Raw genomic sequence first — 18,290 nt, forward strand, 5'->3', positions numbered from 1 at the left:
AGCGAGAGTGCTGTTACCATGATGCAACCCTGAATGATCCCGCGAGGTGATCTCCATGCTCAACCCGAATGCGCCCCTTCCCTTATACCGCCAGTTGGCCGACCGGCTGACGACCCAGATCCGGGAGGGGGTTTATCCGGTGGGCGGCCGCATCCCTTCGGAGCCGCAATTGGCGGCCGATTACGGCATCGGGCGTCCGACCATCCGCCAAGCCTTGGATTTGCTGGTGCGCAAAGGGTTGCTCAAGCGAAAGCGCGGCTCCGGCACCTTTGTGTGCGCGCCGCGACGGGAAGTGGATCTTTTTTCCCTGGACGGCACCGCCGCCTCTTTTCGCAAGCAGGGACTGGCCGTACAGACCCTGATTCTGCAACCCATGGCGCTGCGCCCTGTGAAGGAGCGGCACAACCCCTTTGCCGGCGGCTCGGCCTACGCGTTTTCGCGGTTGACCCGCGTGGCCGATGCACCGGTATTGATTGAAACGCTCCACCTGCACGCCGACCTGTTCCCCGGCATCGACCGCATCGATATGCGAGACCGATCGCTATCGGCCATTGCCGAAGAACGATACTACCTGAAACCGTCCGGCGGCCGCCAGAGCTTCCACATCGGTTATGCGGAAGGCGAGACGGCCAAACAACTGGAAACGACGCCCGACACCCCGGTGCTGGTGGTGCACCGGGAACTGGCCTTTGCCCGTGTCGCCTGCGGGGTGTTTTCCGAGATGTGGTGCCGGACGGATCGCTTTGTCTTTTCCCAACTCATTGGAGAGGTTTCCCATGCATGAGAGAGGTTACTATGACCGCTTCGGCGGCGCCTTCGTCCCCGAAATATTGGCCGCCACCTTCGACGAACTGGTGGCCGCCTTTGCCGCAGCCAAGGCCGACCCCCTGTTCCGGCCGCATTACGAAGCGGTGTTGGCGGAGTATGCCGGCCGACCGACACCCCTGACCTTTGCCGCCAACCTGACCCGCCACTTCGGCGGCGCCCGCATCTACATCAAGCGGGAGGACCTGAACCACACCGGCGCCCACAAGGCCAACAACGTGATGGGCCAGGGTTTGCTGGTGCAGCGCATGGGCAAAAGCCGGGTGATCGCCGAAACCGGCGCCGGGCAGCACGGCGTGGCCACCGCCACCATGGCGGCCCGTTTCGGCTTGGCCTGTACCATCTATATGGGGGAAGTGGACGTCGAGCGCCAGCGGCCCAATGTGTTCTGGATGGAACGGCTGGGCGCCGAGGTGGTGCCGGTGCGCAACGGCACCCGCATCCTCAAGGATGCCATCAACGAGGCATTCCGCGATTGGGTGGGCAACATGGACACCACGCACTATGTGCTGGGCACCGCCTGCGGCCCCCACCCGTATCCGGAGATGGTGACCTACTTTCAATCGATCATCGGCCATGAAGCCCGCCGTCAGATCCTCGCAATCGAAGGACGTCTGCCGCAAAGGGTATATGCCTGCGTGGGCGGCGGCTCCAATGCACTGGGGTTGTTTTCCGGTTTCTTGGAAGATCCGGTGGAACTGGTGGGGGTGGAAGCCGGCGGTGAGGGACTGGACAGCGGTCGCCACGCCTCGCGCCTGCGTTCGGCGGATGCCAGTGTGGGGGTGGCCCAGGGGTACAGGACCTTTTTCCTGCAAAACGGGGACGGCCAGATGCGGGAAACCCACAGCATCGCCGCCGGCCTCGACTACGTGGGGGTTTCGCCCATCCTGGCCCATTTCAAAGAGAGCGGCCGCGCCCGTTTCGAAGCGGTCACCGACGATGAGGTGGTGGCCGCCATGGCCTTGACCATGCGCCAGGAAGGATTGATTCCGGCCCTGGAATCGGCCCACGCTTTCGCCCGGGCCTTCGCGGAGGCCCCCCGGATGAAGCCCGACGAGATCATCATCATCAATCAGTCGGGACGGGGCGACAAGGATATTTTCACCGTGGCCGACGCCTTCGACGATCCCCAGTGGCAGGCGTTCATCCGGGCCAAGGCCGCCGTTTACACCGCAAAGGAGGGCAGCCATGCTTGAAGCCTATATCCGCGAACAACGGAAAAACAAAAAGATCCTGCTGATGACCCACATTGTGATCGGCTACCCTTCCCTGGAAACCTCCTTCGAAATGGTCAAGGCCATGGTGGCGGCGGGCGTGGAGCTGATGGAGCTGCAGATCCCCTTTTCCGAACCCATCGCCGACGGCCCGGTAATCCTGAAGGCGAACCAGGAAGCGCTGGCGCGGGGGGTGACGGTGCAGGCCTGCCTCGATCTTGCCGAGGAAGCGGCCCGCACCTTCGACATCCCCTTTCTACTGATGACCTACTACAACATCTTGTTCAAATACGGGGTGGAAAGATTCGTCCAAACCATGGCCCAGCGCCAACTGCGCGGCGCCATCGTGCCCGATCTGCCACACGAAGAGGGACAGGACTATTTGCAGGCCATGAACGCCCACGCCTTGGACCCCATCTTCATTTACGCCCCGACCACCGACGCGGCGCGCATGGCGCAGATCAATGCCCATGCCCGGGGTTTTGTCTACTGCGTGGCACGCAAGGGGGTTACCGGCCAACAGACCGACTTTACCGCGACGCTGGAGGACTATCTGGCCCGCTGCCGCCGCGCCACACAGCTTCCGCTGGCCCTGGGCTTCGGGGTGAAAGACAAGGCCGATATTGATTTTCTGACCGGCAAGGTGGATATTGCGGTGATCGGCACCCAGACCCTGCGGATCGTTGAAACCCAAGGACCGTCCGCCGTCCAATCGTTCATCGCGCAGTTGCGCTGAAGGGCAATTCGATGACGCCTCCGGCGGATACGCCATCCATCGCGGAACGCTTCCGGCAGTGCATGACCCGGCTGCCTTACGCCACCGCCGGGCTCCCCGGCGTAGGGGGCGCCATCAAAGCGATCCCTGAGCACTTTGAAGTGGCAGAGCTGCTGCCATACGCCGCCTGCGGCGAAGGCGAACACCTGTTCGTCACCCTGCGGCGCAAAGGCTGGAACACAACCGACGTGGCGGCGACCCTGGCCGAACCGTTCGGCCTGCGGCCCGGGGAGGTCGGCTGGGGCGGCCGCAAGGACAAGCAGGCCGTCACCACCCAAACCTTCTCCATCCCCCTGCCCCTGCGTACCGACCTGGCGACGGCCGAGGCCCGACTGGCCGCCCTGCCTTTCGAGATGCTGAGCATTGCAAGGCATCGCAACAAAATCAAAACCGGCCATGTGGCCGCCAACCGTTTTCGCATCGTCCTGTCCGGGGTCACGACCGATCACGCCCTGGCGCCGGCCCTGGCCATTGCCGACCGGCTGCGCCGGGACGGGCTGCCCAACTTCTATGGCGAACAGCGCTTCGGCATTGACATGGGCAATCTGGAACGGGCCATGGCCTTGGTGCAGCGGCAACGGCCGGCCAGGGGCAAACAGAACGCCTTTCAAGTATCTGTCCTGCAAAGCGCTTTGTTCAACGTCTGGCTTGCCGAACGCATCCGGCGTGGAGACGGCGCCGCCATCCTGCAGGGCGATGTGGCCCAAAAGTGCGACACCGGCGGCCTGTTCGTGGTGGACGACGCCGCCGAGGCCTCCGAGCGCTTCGCCGGTCGGGCCATCGTCTACACCGGTCCCATCTACGGGCACAAAATGATGCCCGCCGCCGCGTCCGCGGCCCTGTATGAACAGCAAGTGCTGGCGGATTACGATCTGGCGGATCACGAGTTGTTCAAAAAGTTGCGTGCCCCCGGTTCCCGCCGGCGTGCCCTGCTCTACCTGGACGATCTTTTGATTGAACCCCATCCGGAAGGATTGTGTTTGCGCTTCACCTTGCCGACGGGCGCTTATGCCACAACGGTGCTGCGGGAGTTCACGCGAACGCCTTAGGGGTGGGGCATGCATCGCCGCGCCCTGTCACGGCGGCAACCATCTTTGGATGCTCACAATTCCTTGAAATCGGACAACCGCTGCCTTGTACATTGAACAACCGCCGACGCCCTCTTTCATTTAAACCCGGTTTCGGTTAAATAGCGTTGGTCAAAGAGTCCTGCGCCACCATCGGGGATCGCGTCGGAGGGGTTTTGCATGGGTGATTTGAGCCGCTGGGCGGTGTTGATAGCAGTATTTCTCTGCATCTACGGAGCGCTGCATCTGTATCTGCTGATCAAGCTGCGCCGCTCTTTCTATGTGGAGGGTTGGAGCTACATCCTGCTTCTGCTGGTCCTGCTCTTTCTCATGTCGGCCCCGGTGCAAGCCCGTCTGATGCATCACCAGGGATATGAACTATCGGCGCTGCTGATGTACTGGATCGGGTTTCTTTGGATGGGAAACCTGCTGCTGTTCACCTGCATCTCGATCCCCATCGACCTCTATCACCTGACCATGGCGACCCTGCAACAGTTGCTCAACGCCGACTGGACCCACCTGATGCTGGCCCGCCGGCAAAATGTTTTTCTGACGGCCATGTTGGCCGGCGCTTTGATGATTTACGGCGCCGTGGCCGCTTACCGGGTACCCCTCCATCACTTCACCCTGACCACGGCCAAATTGCCCCATGGCATGGAGCGCTTGCGCATCGTTCATCTCGCCGATTTGCACTTGGGACCGATGACCTACCCCGGCCGACTGGGACCGGTTCTGACCGCCGTACGCACCGCCCAACCGGACCTCCTGGTATCCACCGGCGACCTGGTGGACGGCCCACTGTGGAATGCCCACGCCTTGGCCGGCCAGCTCAAAGCACTGCCGACCCCCATGGGCAAATTCGCCGTGACGGGCAACTTTGAATTTCACAATGACATTGAAGGCGCCCTGCAATTCACCCAATCGGCCGGCTTCGTGGCGCTGCGCGGCACGGCCGTTGCCCTGAACGACACCCTGGTGGTGGCAGGGGTCGACGATCCGGCCGGCAACAGCGGCCATGGCCAGATGGCGGAAGCCCGCCTGCTCAGTGAGTTGCGGGACAACCAATTCGCCATCCTGCTCAAGCATCGCCCCGCTCTCGGCTCATCCGAAGGCCGGCGCTTCGATCTACAACTTTCGGGGCACACCCATGCCGGGCAGATCTTCCCATTCACACTGTTGGCCCGATGGTTCTCCGCCCACCCCGCCGGGGTGCACCGGATCGGACCGCAACACCATCTGCACGTCAGTCGGGGCACAGGCACCTGGGGCCCGCCCATCCGTATCGGGGCGGCTCCCGAAATCACCATCATCGACCTGACTGCAACCACCACGGAAACCGTACCATGAATGCAAAGGTGACGTCGGTTCATACGGGCATTAGGAACCACCGGACCGATCGGGGTTGTCTTTGCCACCCCAAATCAAATCGGCAGAATACCTCAACTTAAAACTTGAAACTTTTATATCAGTTCAATATTTTAAAGGACACCAACATGGCAGCACCCCCCGAAAACATCTGGCAATCCCACTCCCTCAAGTTCCTCGAAATGGCCTTCCGCACCGACCGCCAGGAACGCCTGCGCCGGCCGGACGGCTTCGGCGAAAAGACAGGTGATTGCAAGGACACCGTCGCGTTTTACCTACTCCTCGACGGTGACCGGATCAGCAATGTGGCTTACATGCTGGACGGCTGCATTCACACCAATGCCTGCGCCAACACCATCGCCACCCTGGCCGAAGGCAAAACCCTGGAACAAGCCTGGGAAATCAAGCCGGAGGATGTGGCCACCTACCTGGAAACCCTGCCGGATGACCATTTCCACTGCGCCGAACTGGCCGTGGGGGCCTTCTACCTCGCCCTGGCCGATGCCCGCCGCACCCGGCAAGCACCCTGGAAAAAGGTGTATCGGTAAGGCCGTGGCCACCGCCAAAGCCCTACACATTTCAGCCGTTTGTCCTTGACACGAAAACCCATCTTGACTATAGGACCATCTTTGATGCGTGGGGGACAAGCTTTTGCCGCCGATGGGCGCTGCAAAGGCTTTCGGCATGCCGCCGCGGCGGCACACGCGGACACTCACTTGCCTGCATTCTGGAAGCATATCTTATGGGTTTGATGGCACAATTGGCGTTGCGCAAAGACGTTGTCGTCGATAAATGGTTCGCACGGGTGGTCGACACCTATCCCGCCGAAACGGCACGCTTTCTGCGCAGCCAGAAAGATCCTTTCGCCAACCCTGTGGGTCGCACCACCCACCAACAGCTCGGCACACTGGTCGCACTGCTGGATGCCGACTGGAATCCCGATACCGCGCGCTCGGCCCTCGACCCCATCATGCGCATCCGCGCCGTTCAGGACTTTTCAGCCGCTCGCGCCACCGGTTTCGTCTTCGACCTGAAACAGGTGATCCGCGGCTTGATGAAGTCCCCCGACGACGCCCGCTGGATCGGCGACCTGAAACAGCTCGACCGGCTCATCGACGAAATGGCCCTGATCTCCTTCGATCTGTTCATGGGCTGCCGCGAAAAAGTGTATGAGCTGAAAGCCAACGAAATGAAGGACCGCACATATAAGGCGTTTGCCAAAGCAGGTTTGATAAAGGAGGTTGACGATGAGTAGGGCCGATGCCCGATGGCGGTTGCACACCCCCTCGTGCTTGGCGACAACCGTCGACGGGGCATACCGGGGCCGCCACGAACCCGGTGAAGCCACCCTCGCCGCTATCGCCCGCCCCACTCCTTGCCGGCCACCGGATCGACATTCAACCCTTTTTTATGGACCGGCCCTTGCCGCCGCGCCGGGGTCCGGAGTGAGGTGTGGCTAGATGAATCAATTTTATTTGTCGTCACTGCTGGCAGTATTCGTGCTGGCCCTGATCGCGTGGCTGGGCGCTTTGGGATTGCCCTGGCTGTTCGGGATCGTGTTGCCGTATCTGGCCGTCCTGATCTTCATCGTGGGCGTGGTTCGGCGCATCGTGGGGTGGTCCCGGTCACCCGTTCCCTTTGCCATTCCCACCACCGCGGGCCAACAAAAAACGATGCCTTGGATCCAACAGGCCAAAATCGACAACCCCTCCACCACCATCGGTGTCGTGGCCCGCATGGCGCTGGAAATTCTCACCTTCCGCTCGCTGTTCCGCAATACGCGCATGAAGATGAACGGTGAGGAAGGGCGCATCAGCTACCACCTGGAGGTGTTTTTGTGGCTGTTCGCCCTGGCGTTTCACTACGCTTTCCTCACCACCCTGGTGCGCCACCTGCGCTTCTTCCTGGAGCCGGTGCCCTGGTGCATCCAGATGCTGGGAACCCTCGACGGGTTCATGAAGATCGAAATCCTGTACAACCCCATCCAGGTCGGCCTGCCCGGCGTCTATCTTTCCGGCATCGTGCTGTTGGCCGCCGTGATATTCCTTTTCCTGCGGCGGCTGTTCGTGGCCAACGTACGCTACATCTCCCTGGCCTCCGACTATTTTCCGCTTTTCTTGATCATGGGCATCGCCTTCACCGGCATCCTGATGCGCTACTTCATCAAAGCCGACGTGGCCGCCATCAAGGAGCTGACCATGGGGCTGGTCACCTTTTCGCCCTCGGTACCGGCCGGCATCAGCCCTTTGTTCTACATCCACCTGTTCTTTGTCTGTGTGCTGCTGGCCTACTTCCCGTACAGCAAGCTGATGCACATGGGCGGCATCTTTTTGAGCCCGACGCGGAACATGCGGACCAACACCCGCGAGGCGCGCCACGTCAATCCTTGGAACTATCCGGTCAAGGTGCACACCTACGAGGCTTACGAAGACGAATTCCGCGAAAAGATGGTCGAAGCCGGATTGCCCGTGGAAAAAATGCCGGCGCCTGCCGAAGCAGCCGCGACCGAGGAAGAGGAAAAGGAGTAAACGACAATGGCCGATGAAACACCCAAGCCCCAAGAGCTTCTGGATCGAATCGCGTATCAGCCGCCTGCCAAGCATTGGATGGACGTACCGGTCAACATCCGCAAGGGGATGTACTGTTACGCCTCCAACCCCAAGAGCGTCGAATATTTGAGCATGCCCAATGCCCGGCCCTGGAATCCGTTGGAGGACGACTGGCAGTTGCCTGAAAACTGGCAGCAGATTCTGCACGAAGGGTTCAAGGAGCGGCTGGAAAAGTTCCGCTCCATCAAAGTCTTCATGGACATCTGCGTGCGCTGCGGCGCCTGCGCCGACAAGTGCCACTTTTTCATCGGCACCGGTGATCCCAAGAACATGCCGGTGCTGCGGGCCGAATTGTTGCGCTCGGTCTACCGCAACGATTTCACGGCTTTGGGCAAGGTCCTGGGCCGCCTCAACGGCGCCCGCCCCATGACCCTCGATGTGCTCAAGGAGTGGTGGTACTATCTGTTTCAGTGCACCGAGTGTCGCCGCTGCTCCCTCTTTTGTCCCTACGGCATCGACACCGCCGAGATCACCATCTTCGGTCGCGAACTGCTCAACCTGCTGGGCCTGAACATCGACTGGGTGGCCACGCCGGTGGCCAACTGCTACCGCACCGGCAACCACTTGGGAATTCAACCCCATGCCTTCAAGGACATGCTGGACTTCTTCGTGGACGACATCGAAGAGATCACCGGCCTGCGCTGCGAGCAGACCTTCAACGAGAAAGGCGCCGACATCCTGTTCATCACGCCCTCGGGCGACGTCTTCGCAGACCCCGGCACGTACACCTGCATGGGCTACATGATGCTGTTTCACTACCTCAAGGAGAAATACGGCCTGAAGGTCACCTGGAGCACCTACGCTTCGGAAGGCGGCAACTTCGGCTTTTTCACCTCCCACGAGACCATGAAGCGGCTCAATGCCAAGATGTACCTGGAAGCGCGGCGGCTGGGGGTCAAATGGATCCTGGGCGGCGAGTGCGGCCACATGTGGCGCGTAATCAACCAGTACATGGACACCATGAACGGCCCGGCCGACTTTCTGGAAACCCCGGTCAACCCGATCACAGGCACGGTGTACCAGAACGCCGCTTCCACCAAGATGGTGCACATTTCCGAATTCACCGCCGACTTGATCCGCCACGGCAAACTGGAGCTGGATCCGAGTCGTAACGACAATAAAATCATTACCTTCCACGATTCCTGCAACCCCGCCCGCGGCATGGGCATGTTTGAGGAGCCACGCTATGTGATCAAGTCCGTGGCCAACCATTTTTACGAAATGCCGGCCAACACCATCCGTGAGCAGACCTTCTGCTGCGGCAGCGGCGCCGGCCTCAACGCCGGCGAAAACATGGAGTTGCGCATGGCCGGCGGGTTGCCGCGCGCCAACGCCGTCAAGTACGTGCACGAAACGTTCGGTGTCAACATGCTGGCCTGTGTCTGCGCCATCGACCGGGCTGCCTTGCCCGCCTCCATGGAGTACTGGGTGCCGGAAGTGGATGTGACCGGCGTCACCGAATTGGTGGCCAACGCCTTGATCCTGCCGGGAGAACAAGAACGCACCATGGACCTGCGCAGCGAACCGCTGCCGGGAATGGAGGAAGCCGATGAATGATAAAAAATGGATCGTATTGGGCCTGGTGATTTTCCTGGGTCTATTCACCTTCCCTCTCTGGTACAATCTGCTGGTCCGACCGGGAACGGCGGCGCCGGCGCCGGAAGTGGTCCTGACGGACAAGGCCAAGGCGGCCCGACAGTGTGTCATGCCCACCGAATTCATGAAGACCGACCACATGCAGCTGCTCGACGAATGGCGGCTCAAGATGGTGCGCGAAGGCACCGGAACGTTCGTCAACCCCGAAGGGAAAATGTTCGCGGCCAGCCTGTCCAACACCTGCCTGGACTGCCACTCCAACAAGGCGGAGTTTTGCGACCGCTGTCATGACTACGTTTCCGTGGCCCCCTACTGCTGGGATTGCCACCTCGATAACCCCAAAGGAGAACGATAATGGAAAGCAGCCGCAGACGCTTTATGAAAATGGCGGGGATCGCCGCGGTGGGCCTCAGCGCCCAACCGGTGATCAAGGCTGTGGCCGCCGCCCCTACCAATGGAACGCATTCATTGCAGAAAGGCCCCAAGGCATTGATCGGCAGCCAGTGGGCCATGGTGATCGACACCCGCCGATTCAAGACGGAGCGGGACGTGGCGCCCCTGATCGAGGCGTGTCACAAGACCCACAACGTGCCCCATTTCAGCGACCGGCGCCATGAAATCAAATGGCTCTGGGAAACCCATTTTCACAACGCCTTTCCGGACATCGTCAACCCGCACATGAGCGAAGAGGCCGAACACCGCCCCTACCTGGTGCTTTGCAACCACTGCGAAAACCCGCCCTGCGTGCGGGCCTGCCCCACCAAGGCCACCTTCAAGCGCCAAAGCGACGGCATCGTGGTCATGGACATGCACCGCTGCATCGGCTGCCGCTTCTGCATGGCGGCCTGCCCCTACGGCGCCCGCAGCTTCAATTTCCGCGACCCGCGCCAGGGGCTGGTGGAAAAAGAGATGAACCCGCAATACCCCACCCGCATGAAAGGGGTGGTGGAAAAGTGCAATTTCTGCTCGGAGCGACTGTCCGAAGGGTTGATGCCGGCCTGCGTGGAAGCCTCCAAGGGCGCCATTGTCTTTGGCGATTTGCGCGATCCGAACTCCGAGGTGCGGCGGGTGCTGCGCGAGAATTTCACCATTCGACGCAAATCGGGTCTGGGTACCGAACCGTGCGTCTACTACATCGTGTGAGGTGGGTATGCTTGAAATAGCCTTGAAAGGAAGCAAAACGTATTACGCATGGATCCTGGCCCTGCTGGCCATCATCGGCATGGGATTCCTGCTTTACATGTGGCAGTTGCAATACGGCTTGGGTATCACCGGCCTGAGCCGCGATGTCTCCTGGGGTTTTTACATCGCCAACTTCACCTACCTGGTCGGCGTGGCCGCCGGCGGCGTGATGGTGGTGTTGCCCTATTACCTGCACGACTACAAAGCCTACGGACGCATCACCGTTCTCGGTGAATTTCTGGCCATCGCCGCCCTTGTGGTCTGCCTGCTGCTCATTTTCGTCGATCTCGGGCAGCCCATGCGCGGGCTCAACGTGATGCTCTATCCGACGCCCAACAGCGTGCTGTTCTGGGATGCGATGGTGCTCAACGGCTACCTGCTGCTGAACCTGATCGTCGGCTGGAATGTGATGGAAGCGGAACGCAACGGCATTCACTATCAGAAGTGGCTCAAGCCGCTGATATACCTTTCAATCCCCTTTGCCGTCAGCATCCACACCGTCACCGCCTTTTTGTACTCGGGCCTGCCCGGCCGGGGCTTCTGGCTGACGGCCATCCTGGCGCCGCGTTTTCTCAGCTCGGCCTTCGCCGCCGGTCCCGCTCTTTTGATCCTGCTGTGCCTGTTCATCCGCAACACCACCAAGTTCGATCCGGGCAAAAAACAGATCCAGACCCTGGGCATCACCGTAGCCTATGCCATCTGCATCAACGTGTTCTTTTTCCTGTGCGAAATTTTCGTGGTTTTCTACAGCCAAATGCCGGAACACATGGATCACTTCATCTATCTGTTCTTCGGCCTGAAGGGCTATAATTCCATGGTGCCCTGGATGTGGTCCTCCATGGCGTTGATGGTCATCGGCATCATCCTGACCGTCAACCCCGCCACCCGCAAAAACGAGGTGACCCTGGCCGTGGCCTGTGTGGTGATTATTTTCGGCACCTGGATCGACAAGGCCCTGGGCATGATCGCCGGCGGTTTTGTACCCAACCCGCTGCACGAAGTGCATGAATACGTGCCCACCCTGCCGGAAATCGGGATCACCATCGGTGTGTATGCCATCGGTGCGCTGGTGCTCACCGTGCTCTATAAGATGGCCGTGGGTGTCAAAGAGGAAGTTCGGGCCTGATCGGCCGCCCGTTCCGCTTCCTTCCCGATTCAACTCGAAAAAAAAGGGGCGTACCGCAAGGTACGCCCCTTTTTTTCGTTCGCTCCGCCATGGGCGGCGGGTGAAAGCATCTTGAAGGGGCTAATAAGGCCCCTGAACTCAGCTTTGCTCCGCCGGTGCGTCGCCGATGCGCACCACCCGGAGGTCGAATTGCAACTGCTTGCCGGCCAGCGGGTGGTTCAGATCCAGAACGATGCCCTGTTCGTCGGCATCCGTCACACGGGCGGGAATCTGGTTGCCCTGCTGGGTGGTCAAGGCCACCATGTCGCCCACCTGGGGATTCATTTCAGGAGGAATCTGGCTGCGCTCGAATCGGCGCAACAATGACTCGTCACGCTCGCCATAGGCCTCTTCCGGTGCCAGGGAAACCGTTTTGGTTTCATTTTCGGCCATGCCCATCAGCGCCTGCTCGAACCCCGGAATCACCTGGCCGGCACCCATCTGAATCTCCAGGGGCGTGCGCCCTTCACTGGAATCGAACACCTCCCCGTCCGACAAGGTGCCGGTGTAGTCCACCTGTACATAGTGTCCATCTTCGATTTTCTGCATGCTTGCTCCTAACGTTGAATTAAAAACGAGCTGAAAAGTTAAGACCTTATCGGCAGGTGTCAACCTTGGATGCCTTGTTTGCGCTTGGATGTTGGTCGCGCGAGCTAAAGATCCGCGCCAATGAACCGATATAACCCTGCAGAGGCCGATTCCAACCGGTACGCGACGGGTGTTGGCCACCCTTCGCCGTGCGGCGATCCAATGCAGTCATCAGAGGCAATACATGCGCATCAAACTCAGCGAACTGGAACCCTTTCGGGAAATATGCCGCAAAATCTGTCTCAATATTCCGCCCACCTGTCGCTGGCAATGGGACGCCAAGCGCAACATGGCCGTCATGGTTCTGGAGGGAGAGGATGCGGAGCTGGTCTTTTTCCCATTATTCAAAGAGTTCCGTCACCATTGGAACTTCACCTCGCCGCCGCCGGAGAACGAATCGGTCTGTAAATGGGTCAACGGTCAATTCGGGTTAATGCCCGGACAGGTGTTGTTCACCTCTTATCCCCTGTGCAACCTCGTGCTCTGTGTGGCCTGGTGGCCATGGGGCGAGGATCAGAAGGTTTCCATGCGGGTGGGATTGATTCCGTCCTACCGCGCCAAGCTGCGCGAAGGTGTCGCTTTTCAATGTCTTTCCAGGTGGCTGCCCATCACGCCGATTGCACCTAATCGTCCTGATGAAACCGCTTGATGATGTAGCCTCCCGATTTCTCGTCCGGTTCCAGTTCCATCAGGTCCCTTGCGGCCGCCTCTTCCAGTAACCGATTGAATGACCGAAACCCGTAGTAGGATTCGTTGAAGCCCGGCCGCCGCCGTTTGAGGGTCTGCTTGACCATGGACCCCCAGATCTTCTCCTCGGAACCGCGCTCTTCAGCCAGAGCCTCCAAAGTGCCCATGATCAAATCCAGCGCCTCCTGAGTCCTTTCTTCGGCCTCCTTCTCGGACAAGGCGCAACCACTGCTCGCGGTGGTGGTGGTGGCGGCTTTTCCGCCTTGGCGAGCGGCGGAGGCCTTGCGCGGCGCTTTTTTGCGCGGCTTCTTTTTGCGCACCAGATCGTCGTAATAGATGAATTCGTCGCAATTGGCGATCAACAGGTCGGAGCTGGAATTTTTCACCCCCACGCCGATGACGATCTTGTTGTTCTCGCGCAGCTTGCTGACCAGCGGGGAGAAGTCGGAATCACCACTGACAATCACGAAGGTGTCCACATGGGACTTGGTATAGCAAAGGTCGAGGGCATCGACCACCATGCGAATATCTGCGGAGTTCTTGCCCGATTGGCGCACATGGGGAATCTCGATCAACTCGAAGGCCGCCTCGTGCATAGCGGCTTTGAACTCTTTGTAACGCTCCCAGTCGCAGTAGGCCTTTTTGACCACGATGCTCCCCTTGAGCAGCAACCGTTCCAACACCTTGTCGATGTCGAACTGATCATAGCGGGCGTCACGCACACCCAGGGCGATGTTTTCAAAATCGCAGAATACGGCCAGGTTTTCAATTTCGGTATTCTTGTTCATGCACACCCCCCTGCCGCAACTGGACTTGAAGCGCACTTTTCAATCAAAAACAAACCTCCATGGATATTATCTGTCCTTCGCACTATTGCTCCGGAACCTCTTCCACCACCTGGGCCTTGAGGATCACCACCGCCTCCTTGGGCACATCATCATGCATGCCCTGGCGCCCGGTAGGCACTCCCTTGATCTTATTGACCACACCATGGCCCTTGACCACTTTCCCGAAGACGGTATATCCCCAGCCACGCTCGTTTTTGGCGCTGTGGTTCAAAAAATCGTTCTTCTTGACATTGATGAAAAACTGGGCGGTGGCACTGTGAGGATCCATGGTCCGCGCCATGGCAACGGTGTAAGGGTCGTTGGTCAGGCCGTTGTCGGCCTCGTTCTCGATGGGTGATCCCGTGGCCTTCTCTTGCATGTCGGCGGTCATGCCGCCACCCTGAATCATGAAGCCGTCGATCACACGATGAAAAATGGTGCCGTCATAATGACCGCTGGTGACGTAGTTGAGAAAGTTGGCAACGGTTTTGGGGGCCTTCTCTTCATTCAGGGCCAGAAAAATATCACCCATGTCGGTTTCCAGTTTGACCACGTTGAAGCTCCTTTGCGACGCAGGCATGATCCTGCGCTGGTATGTATTGATTATAAATGGTTCGTTGCAGCGCGGGAACCAACGCCCGGCACCTGTTCAACGTGTTCGAATATACACCAAATGAGCGGCGATGACCATACCGTTGCCGATTTGTCATTTGACATCGGCCCCTTGAAATTGCATTTTGTTTTCCTCACAGGTGCCAAACTTAATTGGATAACGGAGCGAGCCCCATGATCATCGATTTTCATACCCATATTTTTCCGCCCGATGTGCGGCAACACCGCGAACGCTATCTGGACAACGAACCGGCCTTCGAATTGCTGTATGCCTCCCCCAAATCCAAAATGGTGGGCGCCAATCAACTTGTGGCGGCCATGGACGCCCACGGCGTGGACAAGTCGGTGACCTTCGGTTTTCCGTGGTCCACTATGGAAACCGCCCGTCGCCACAACGACTACATCATCGAAGCGGTGGCCCGCCATCCCGACCGACTGATCGGCTTTGCCTGCATGGATGCCGCCCATCCCCGCGCGGCGGAAGAAGCGGACCGCTGCCTGGCGGTCGGTCTTAGCGGCGTCGGCGAGCTGGCCTTCTATTGTTCCGACATGGATCGGCAATGTTTGGGCGACCTGGACGGCATCATGGCCGTGGCCCGCCAATACGGCCGCCCCGTGATGATCCATACCAACGAGCCCATCGGTCACCGCTATGCGGGCAAAACCGACAACACCCTGGCCCAGATTTACGCAATGATCCGACAGTACCCGGACAATGATTTGGTGTTGGCCCACTGGGGCGGCGGCATCTTCTGGTACAACCTGCTCAAGAAAGAGGTTACCGGTGCCCTGCAACGGGTCTGGTTCGATACGGCCGCCTCCCCCTATCTCTATCGCCACGACATCTACCCCATGGCCATGGCACTGGCCGGAGCGGACAAAATCCTGTTCGGCACGGACTATCCTTTGCTGCCGCCACGCCGTTATCTGGAAGAGATGGCGGCGGCAGGGCTCGATGAGGATCAGATGGCGGCCATTTGCTACGGCAATGCCGCCAAGCTATTGGGTTTGTAAGGCCGATCCCAGCTGACCGCATGCCGCCTGGATGTCGCACCCTTTGGAACGGCGCAGCCGCACGAACAGGCGCCGATCGATGAGGTATTGTCGGAAACGGGCCACATCCGCCGCGGAGGGTGCGTCATAGGATGAATGGGGCCCCGGGTTGCAGGGAATCAGGTTGAGCCGCACGGGCAACCCCTCAATAAATGCGGCAATGCGGTCCGCATGGGCCTCTTGATCGTTGACACCCCGTATCAGCACATACTCCACCAACAACACATTGCCCCGTGCCAGGGGGTATGTCGTCAGCGCCTCACGCAAAGCGGCCAGTCCGTAGCGCCGGTTGATGGGCATCAGGGTGCTGCGCAAATCATCGTCGGCGGCGTTGAGGCTGACCGCTAGTTTCAATTGGGGCCATCCCAAAGCGGCCAGGCGTGCGATGCCCGGCACAATGCCCACGGTGGAAACGGTGATGCGCCGCAGGGCGATATTCAATCCCCGCTGGTCGGAAAGCACCCGGATGGCCTGGATCACGTTGTCGAAGTTGTCCAGCGGTTCTCCCATTCCCATGAAGACCACATTGCGCACCGTCGGCCCCGGCGCCGTCCGGACGGCGTGCACCTGGGCCACGATTTCCGCCGGCGTCAGGTTCCGCCGGAATCCCATCCGGCCGGTCTCGCAAAATCGGCATCCCATGCGGCAGCCCACCTGGCAGGAAACGCACACCGTGGTGTGGCGCGCCATGGGGATCACCACCGTTTCCACCGGCAAACCATCCGGCAAGGCGAAAACCTTCTTGGCCACCCCATCGCGCACCTCTTGGCCGACAGGCACCAGCGGACGCGGCGCCAGGTCGTCGGCCACCGCTTGCGCCAGGCGCGATGCGGCAAGAAAAGGGGGCAAGTCCCGCCATTGATTGTCGGCCAGCCTGTGAAAGCCGCGGTAGAAGGCCGCGGCATGGTGATCGCCCCGGCCGTACCGTAAACGGAACAGGGCGACGGTCTCGGCATATGTGAGGGCCAGAGGGTTCACGATGCGCGGGTGATCACAAAGAGCCCGATGTGGGCCAGCAGATTGGTCAATACCATGCCCGGGAACCGCTGCACCCAGCGACCGGCCATCAGGTAACGCGCCTGGACCACGTCGATGCGCTGTTGACGGCAGTAGTCAAAGAAATCGCGGATCGAAAGCACCCGGATGTTGGGCGTGTCGTACCACTCAAAAGGCAAAGAGGGCGATTTGGGCGCCCGGCCGCCGAAAAACAAGCCGCGACGCAGTTGCCATTGAGCGAAGTTGGGAAACCCCACGATACCGTAGCGCCCGATGCGCAACATCTCATTGAGCACCAGCAGCGGGTTTTTCACCACCTGCAAGGTCTGGTTCAATATGACGTAGTCGTAGGACTGGTCGGGAAAATCCACCAGGCCCTCGTCCAAATCCCCCTGGTATACATTGATGCCGTGCACCAAACCGTTGACCAGCTGTTCGCCGTTGATATCCACGCCGGTGCCCCGCACCTGGCGCTTGGCCACCAACTCACCCAGCAGACTGCAGTCACCGCAGCCCAGGTCCAGCACCCGGACTGCCTCGGGCACCAAGGTCAAGATCATGTCGCGATCGGTTCGGCTGAGCCGATCCACATATTGGGTATTCATCGGGCCACCCCCTCGAGGAACCCGGAGACGATGCGGGTCAACTTCTCTTCCTCCACCAGAAAGGCGTCGTGGCCATAGGGAGAGTCGACCTCGATGAAAGAAACCGGCTTGCTGTTGCAAAGCATGGCCCGCACCATCTCCTTGGTCTGGCTGGTTGGAAAGAGCCAATCACTGCTGTAGGAGACGAACAGGCAGCGGGCCGCCACGCGGGCGAAGGCCTGCTTCAGGGGACCGTAACTGCGGCTGATGTCGAAGTAGTCCATGGCCTTGGTGATGTAGAGGTAGCTGTTGGCGTCGAACCGCTCGGTAAAGGCGCTGCCCTTGTAGTTGAGGTAGCTTTCGATGGCGAATTCGTTGGTGAAGTTGTAACAAAAACGATCGGCGGACTGCAACCGCCGGCCGAACTTGGCATCCAGCAGAATCTCCGACAGGTAGGTGATGTGGCCCACCATACGGGCCGTGGCCAACCCCTGTTCGGGCCCCCTGCCTTCGTAGCCGCCCGCATGCCACTCCGGATCGCGGGTGATGGCGCTGCGCCCGACCGTGTTGAAAGCGATGGCCTGGGCCGACAGGCGGGCGGCCGAGGCAATGCAGATGGCCGAACGGACCCTTTCCGGATAGCGCAGGGCCCACTCCAAAACCTGGAAGCCGCCCATGGAGCCCCCTGCCATGCTGTACAAGCGGCGCACCTGCAGGTGATCCAGCAGCCGTTTTTGGGCCTCCACCATGTCACCGATGGTCACCACCGGAAAAGCGAGCCGATAAGGCTCGCCGGTGGCCGGGTGAATGCTCACCGGACCGGTGGAGCCTTTGCAACCACCGATGATGTTGGAACAGATGACCCAATAGCGATTGGTGTCGAACCCTTTGCCCGGCCCGATCATATTGTCCCACCAGCCGGACCGGCGATCATGGGGATCGTGATGGCCGGCGGCGTGGTGATCACCCGAAAGGGCGTGGCAAATCAAAATGGCATTGGAGCGATCGGCATTGGGTTCGCCATAGGTTTCGTAGACGATATCGACCGGCCCCAAGGTGCGGCCCGATTCCAGCACCATGGGTTCTTCGACGCTGCCGAAGGTGAATGTTCGGGGCGTTACCAGCCCGACGGAATTTGATTCCAT

Annotated in this window: 20 protein-coding genes; 14 read left to right on the forward strand and 6 right to left on the reverse strand. The window is 60.0% G+C overall.

Features of this window, described 5'->3' with window-relative positions; genetic code table 11:
• Positions 1-55: 55 nt before the first annotated feature.
• The 12 genes from MRX98_RS00755 to dsrP all read left to right on the forward strand — a co-directional run bounded on the left by MRX98_RS00755 (position 56) and on the right by dsrP (position 11,759).
• Positions 56-784: a GntR family transcriptional regulator gene (locus tag MRX98_RS00755; RefSeq protein WP_246902166.1), complete on the forward strand. Its 729-nt coding sequence runs from the start codon at positions 56-58 to the stop codon at positions 782-784.
• On the forward strand, positions 777-2,021 hold the full coding sequence (trpB, locus tag MRX98_RS00760) for a tryptophan synthase subunit beta (protein WP_246902168.1): 1,245 nt from the start codon (positions 777-779) through the stop codon (positions 2,019-2,021). The genes MRX98_RS00755 and trpB overlap by 8 nt, the downstream gene beginning before the upstream one ends.
• Positions 2,014-2,775, forward strand: a complete 762-nt coding sequence (gene trpA, locus MRX98_RS00765) for a tryptophan synthase subunit alpha (protein ID WP_246902170.1) — start codon at positions 2,014-2,016, stop codon at positions 2,773-2,775. The genes trpB and trpA overlap by 8 nt, the downstream gene beginning before the upstream one ends.
• An 11-nt stretch (positions 2,776-2,786) precedes the next feature.
• Positions 2,787-3,863: a tRNA pseudouridine(13) synthase TruD gene (truD, locus tag MRX98_RS00770; RefSeq protein WP_246902171.1), complete on the forward strand. Its 1,077-nt coding sequence runs from the start codon at positions 2,787-2,789 to the stop codon at positions 3,861-3,863.
• 198 nt (positions 3,864-4,061) lie between these two features.
• A complete protein-coding gene (locus MRX98_RS00775) occupies positions 4,062-5,228 on the forward strand; it encodes a metallophosphoesterase (protein ID WP_246902173.1) in 1,167 nt (388 codons plus the stop codon).
• Between the two features lie 146 nt (positions 5,229-5,374).
• Positions 5,375-5,794, forward strand: a complete 420-nt coding sequence (locus tag MRX98_RS00780) for an iron-sulfur cluster assembly scaffold protein (RefSeq protein ID WP_246902174.1) — start codon at positions 5,375-5,377, stop codon at positions 5,792-5,794.
• Positions 5,795-5,988: 194 nt separating this feature from the next.
• A complete protein-coding gene (locus tag MRX98_RS00785) occupies positions 5,989-6,501 on the forward strand; it encodes an RsbRD N-terminal domain-containing protein (RefSeq protein WP_246902176.1) in 513 nt (170 codons plus the stop codon).
• A gap of 205 nt (positions 6,502-6,706) precedes the next feature.
• Positions 6,707-7,774: a sulfate reduction electron transfer complex DsrMKJOP subunit DsrM gene (gene dsrM / locus MRX98_RS00790; RefSeq protein WP_246902178.1), complete on the forward strand. Its 1,068-nt coding sequence runs from the start codon at positions 6,707-6,709 to the stop codon at positions 7,772-7,774.
• A 6-nt stretch (positions 7,775-7,780) separates the two neighbouring features.
• Complete coding sequence (gene dsrK, locus MRX98_RS00795) at positions 7,781-9,412, forward strand: sulfate reduction electron transfer complex DsrMKJOP subunit DsrK (RefSeq protein ID WP_246902179.1); 1,632 nt, start codon at positions 7,781-7,783, stop codon at positions 9,410-9,412.
• Positions 9,405-9,806, forward strand: coding sequence for a sulfate reduction electron transfer complex DsrMKJOP subunit DsrJ (gene dsrJ / locus MRX98_RS00800; protein WP_246902181.1), 402 nt, complete (start codon positions 9,405-9,407; stop codon positions 9,804-9,806). Before dsrK ends, dsrJ begins: the two co-directional genes overlap by 8 nt.
• Positions 9,806-10,594, forward strand: coding sequence for a sulfate reduction electron transfer complex DsrMKJOP subunit DsrO (gene dsrO / locus MRX98_RS00805; RefSeq protein ID WP_246902183.1), 789 nt, complete (start codon positions 9,806-9,808; stop codon positions 10,592-10,594). The genes dsrJ and dsrO overlap by 1 nt, the downstream gene beginning before the upstream one ends.
• Positions 10,595-10,601: 7 nt before the next feature.
• Entirely contained in the window at positions 10,602-11,759 is a 1,158-nt protein-coding gene (gene dsrP, locus MRX98_RS00810; RefSeq protein WP_246902185.1) for a sulfate reduction electron transfer complex DsrMKJOP subunit DsrP, read from the forward strand.
• Positions 11,760-11,897: 138 nt separating this feature from the next.
• On the opposite strand, the gene MRX98_RS00815 is transcribed toward dsrP, so the two are convergent.
• Entirely contained in the window at positions 11,898-12,347 is a 450-nt protein-coding gene (locus MRX98_RS00815; RefSeq protein WP_246902187.1) for an FKBP-type peptidyl-prolyl cis-trans isomerase, read from the reverse strand.
• A 223-nt stretch (positions 12,348-12,570) separates the two neighbouring features.
• Between MRX98_RS00815 and MRX98_RS00820 the strand changes: the two genes are divergently transcribed.
• The gene (locus MRX98_RS00820; RefSeq protein ID WP_246902189.1) at positions 12,571-13,035 is read left to right on the forward strand and encodes a hypothetical protein; all 465 of its coding nucleotides are present in this window, start codon (positions 12,571-12,573) and stop codon (positions 13,033-13,035) included.
• Here MRX98_RS00820 and MRX98_RS00825 read toward each other — a convergent pair.
• Both MRX98_RS00825 and MRX98_RS00830 read right to left on the reverse strand, forming a co-directional pair.
• Positions 13,010-13,861 (reverse strand): NYN domain-containing protein, encoded by an 852-nt coding sequence (locus tag MRX98_RS00825; protein ID WP_246902191.1) that lies wholly within the window; start codon positions 13,859-13,861, stop codon positions 13,010-13,012. The genes MRX98_RS00820 and MRX98_RS00825 overlap by 26 nt on opposite strands.
• 82 nt (positions 13,862-13,943) lie before the next feature.
• Positions 13,944-14,453, reverse strand: coding sequence for a peptidylprolyl isomerase (locus MRX98_RS00830; RefSeq protein ID WP_246902193.1), 510 nt, complete (start codon positions 14,451-14,453; stop codon positions 13,944-13,946).
• Between the two features lie 233 nt (positions 14,454-14,686).
• Between MRX98_RS00830 and MRX98_RS00835 the strand changes: the two genes are divergently transcribed.
• On the forward strand, positions 14,687-15,526 hold the full coding sequence (locus MRX98_RS00835) for an amidohydrolase family protein (RefSeq protein WP_246902195.1): 840 nt from the start codon (positions 14,687-14,689) through the stop codon (positions 15,524-15,526).
• Here MRX98_RS00835 and rlmN read toward each other — a convergent pair.
• Genes rlmN through metX form a run of 3 tightly spaced genes read right to left on the reverse strand, consistent with a single transcriptional unit; the run spans position 15,512 to position 18,290 of the window.
• On the reverse strand, positions 15,512-16,543 hold the full coding sequence (gene rlmN / locus MRX98_RS00840; protein ID WP_246902197.1) for a dual-specificity RNA methyltransferase RlmN: 1,032 nt from the start codon (positions 16,541-16,543) through the stop codon (positions 15,512-15,514). The two genes, MRX98_RS00835 and rlmN, sit on opposite strands and share 15 nt — an antisense overlap.
• The gene (gene metW, locus MRX98_RS00845) at positions 16,540-17,166 is read right to left on the reverse strand and encodes a methionine biosynthesis protein MetW (RefSeq protein ID WP_246902198.1); all 627 of its coding nucleotides are present in this window, start codon (positions 17,164-17,166) and stop codon (positions 16,540-16,542) included. Before metW ends, rlmN begins: the two co-directional genes overlap by 4 nt.
• On the reverse strand, positions 17,163-18,290 hold the full coding sequence (gene metX / locus MRX98_RS00850; protein WP_246902200.1) for a homoserine O-acetyltransferase MetX: 1,128 nt from the start codon (positions 18,288-18,290) through the stop codon (positions 17,163-17,165). The genes metW and metX overlap by 4 nt, the downstream gene beginning before the upstream one ends.

Origin of the sequence: Desulfatitalea alkaliphila (assembly GCF_022968795.1) — a bacterium.
GTDB lineage: Bacteria > Desulfobacterota > Desulfobacteria > Desulfobacterales > Desulfosarcinaceae > Desulfatitalea > Desulfatitalea alkaliphila.

Excerpts from the sequence above, each read along its gene's own strand:
- metX (WP_246902200.1), bottom strand. The coding sequence starts at position 18,290 with ATGGAATCAAATTCCGTCGGGCTGGTAACGCCCCGAACATTCACCTTC.
- truD (WP_246902171.1), top strand. The coding sequence starts at position 2,787 with ATGACGCCTCCGGCGGATACGCCATCCATCGCGGAACGCTTCCGGCAG.
- trpA (WP_246902170.1), top strand. The coding sequence starts at position 2,014 with ATGCTTGAAGCCTATATCCGCGAACAACGGAAAAACAAAAAGATCCTG.
- MRX98_RS00815 (WP_246902187.1), bottom strand. The coding sequence starts at position 12,347 with ATGCAGAAAATCGAAGATGGACACTATGTACAGGTGGACTACACCGGC.
- dsrJ (WP_246902181.1), top strand. The coding sequence starts at position 9,405 with ATGAATGATAAAAAATGGATCGTATTGGGCCTGGTGATTTTCCTGGGT.
- MRX98_RS00755 (WP_246902166.1), top strand. The coding sequence starts at position 56 with ATGCTCAACCCGAATGCGCCCCTTCCCTTATACCGCCAGTTGGCCGAC.
- dsrO (WP_246902183.1), top strand. The coding sequence starts at position 9,806 with ATGGAAAGCAGCCGCAGACGCTTTATGAAAATGGCGGGGATCGCCGCG.
- dsrP (WP_246902185.1), top strand. The coding sequence starts at position 10,602 with ATGCTTGAAATAGCCTTGAAAGGAAGCAAAACGTATTACGCATGGATC.
- MRX98_RS00825 (WP_246902191.1), bottom strand. The coding sequence starts at position 13,861 with ATGAACAAGAATACCGAAATTGAAAACCTGGCCGTATTCTGCGATTTT.
- metW (WP_246902198.1), bottom strand. The coding sequence starts at position 17,166 with ATGAATACCCAATATGTGGATCGGCTCAGCCGAACCGATCGCGACATG.
- MRX98_RS00820 (WP_246902189.1), top strand. The coding sequence starts at position 12,571 with ATGCGCATCAAACTCAGCGAACTGGAACCCTTTCGGGAAATATGCCGC.
- MRX98_RS00775 (WP_246902173.1), top strand. The coding sequence starts at position 4,062 with ATGGGTGATTTGAGCCGCTGGGCGGTGTTGATAGCAGTATTTCTCTGC.
- MRX98_RS00835 (WP_246902195.1), top strand. The coding sequence starts at position 14,687 with ATGATCATCGATTTTCATACCCATATTTTTCCGCCCGATGTGCGGCAA.
- MRX98_RS00780 (WP_246902174.1), top strand. The coding sequence starts at position 5,375 with ATGGCAGCACCCCCCGAAAACATCTGGCAATCCCACTCCCTCAAGTTC.
- dsrM (WP_246902178.1), top strand. The coding sequence starts at position 6,707 with ATGAATCAATTTTATTTGTCGTCACTGCTGGCAGTATTCGTGCTGGCC.
- MRX98_RS00785 (WP_246902176.1), top strand. The coding sequence starts at position 5,989 with ATGGGTTTGATGGCACAATTGGCGTTGCGCAAAGACGTTGTCGTCGAT.
- dsrK (WP_246902179.1), top strand. The coding sequence starts at position 7,781 with ATGGCCGATGAAACACCCAAGCCCCAAGAGCTTCTGGATCGAATCGCG.
- trpB (WP_246902168.1), top strand. The coding sequence starts at position 777 with ATGCATGAGAGAGGTTACTATGACCGCTTCGGCGGCGCCTTCGTCCCC.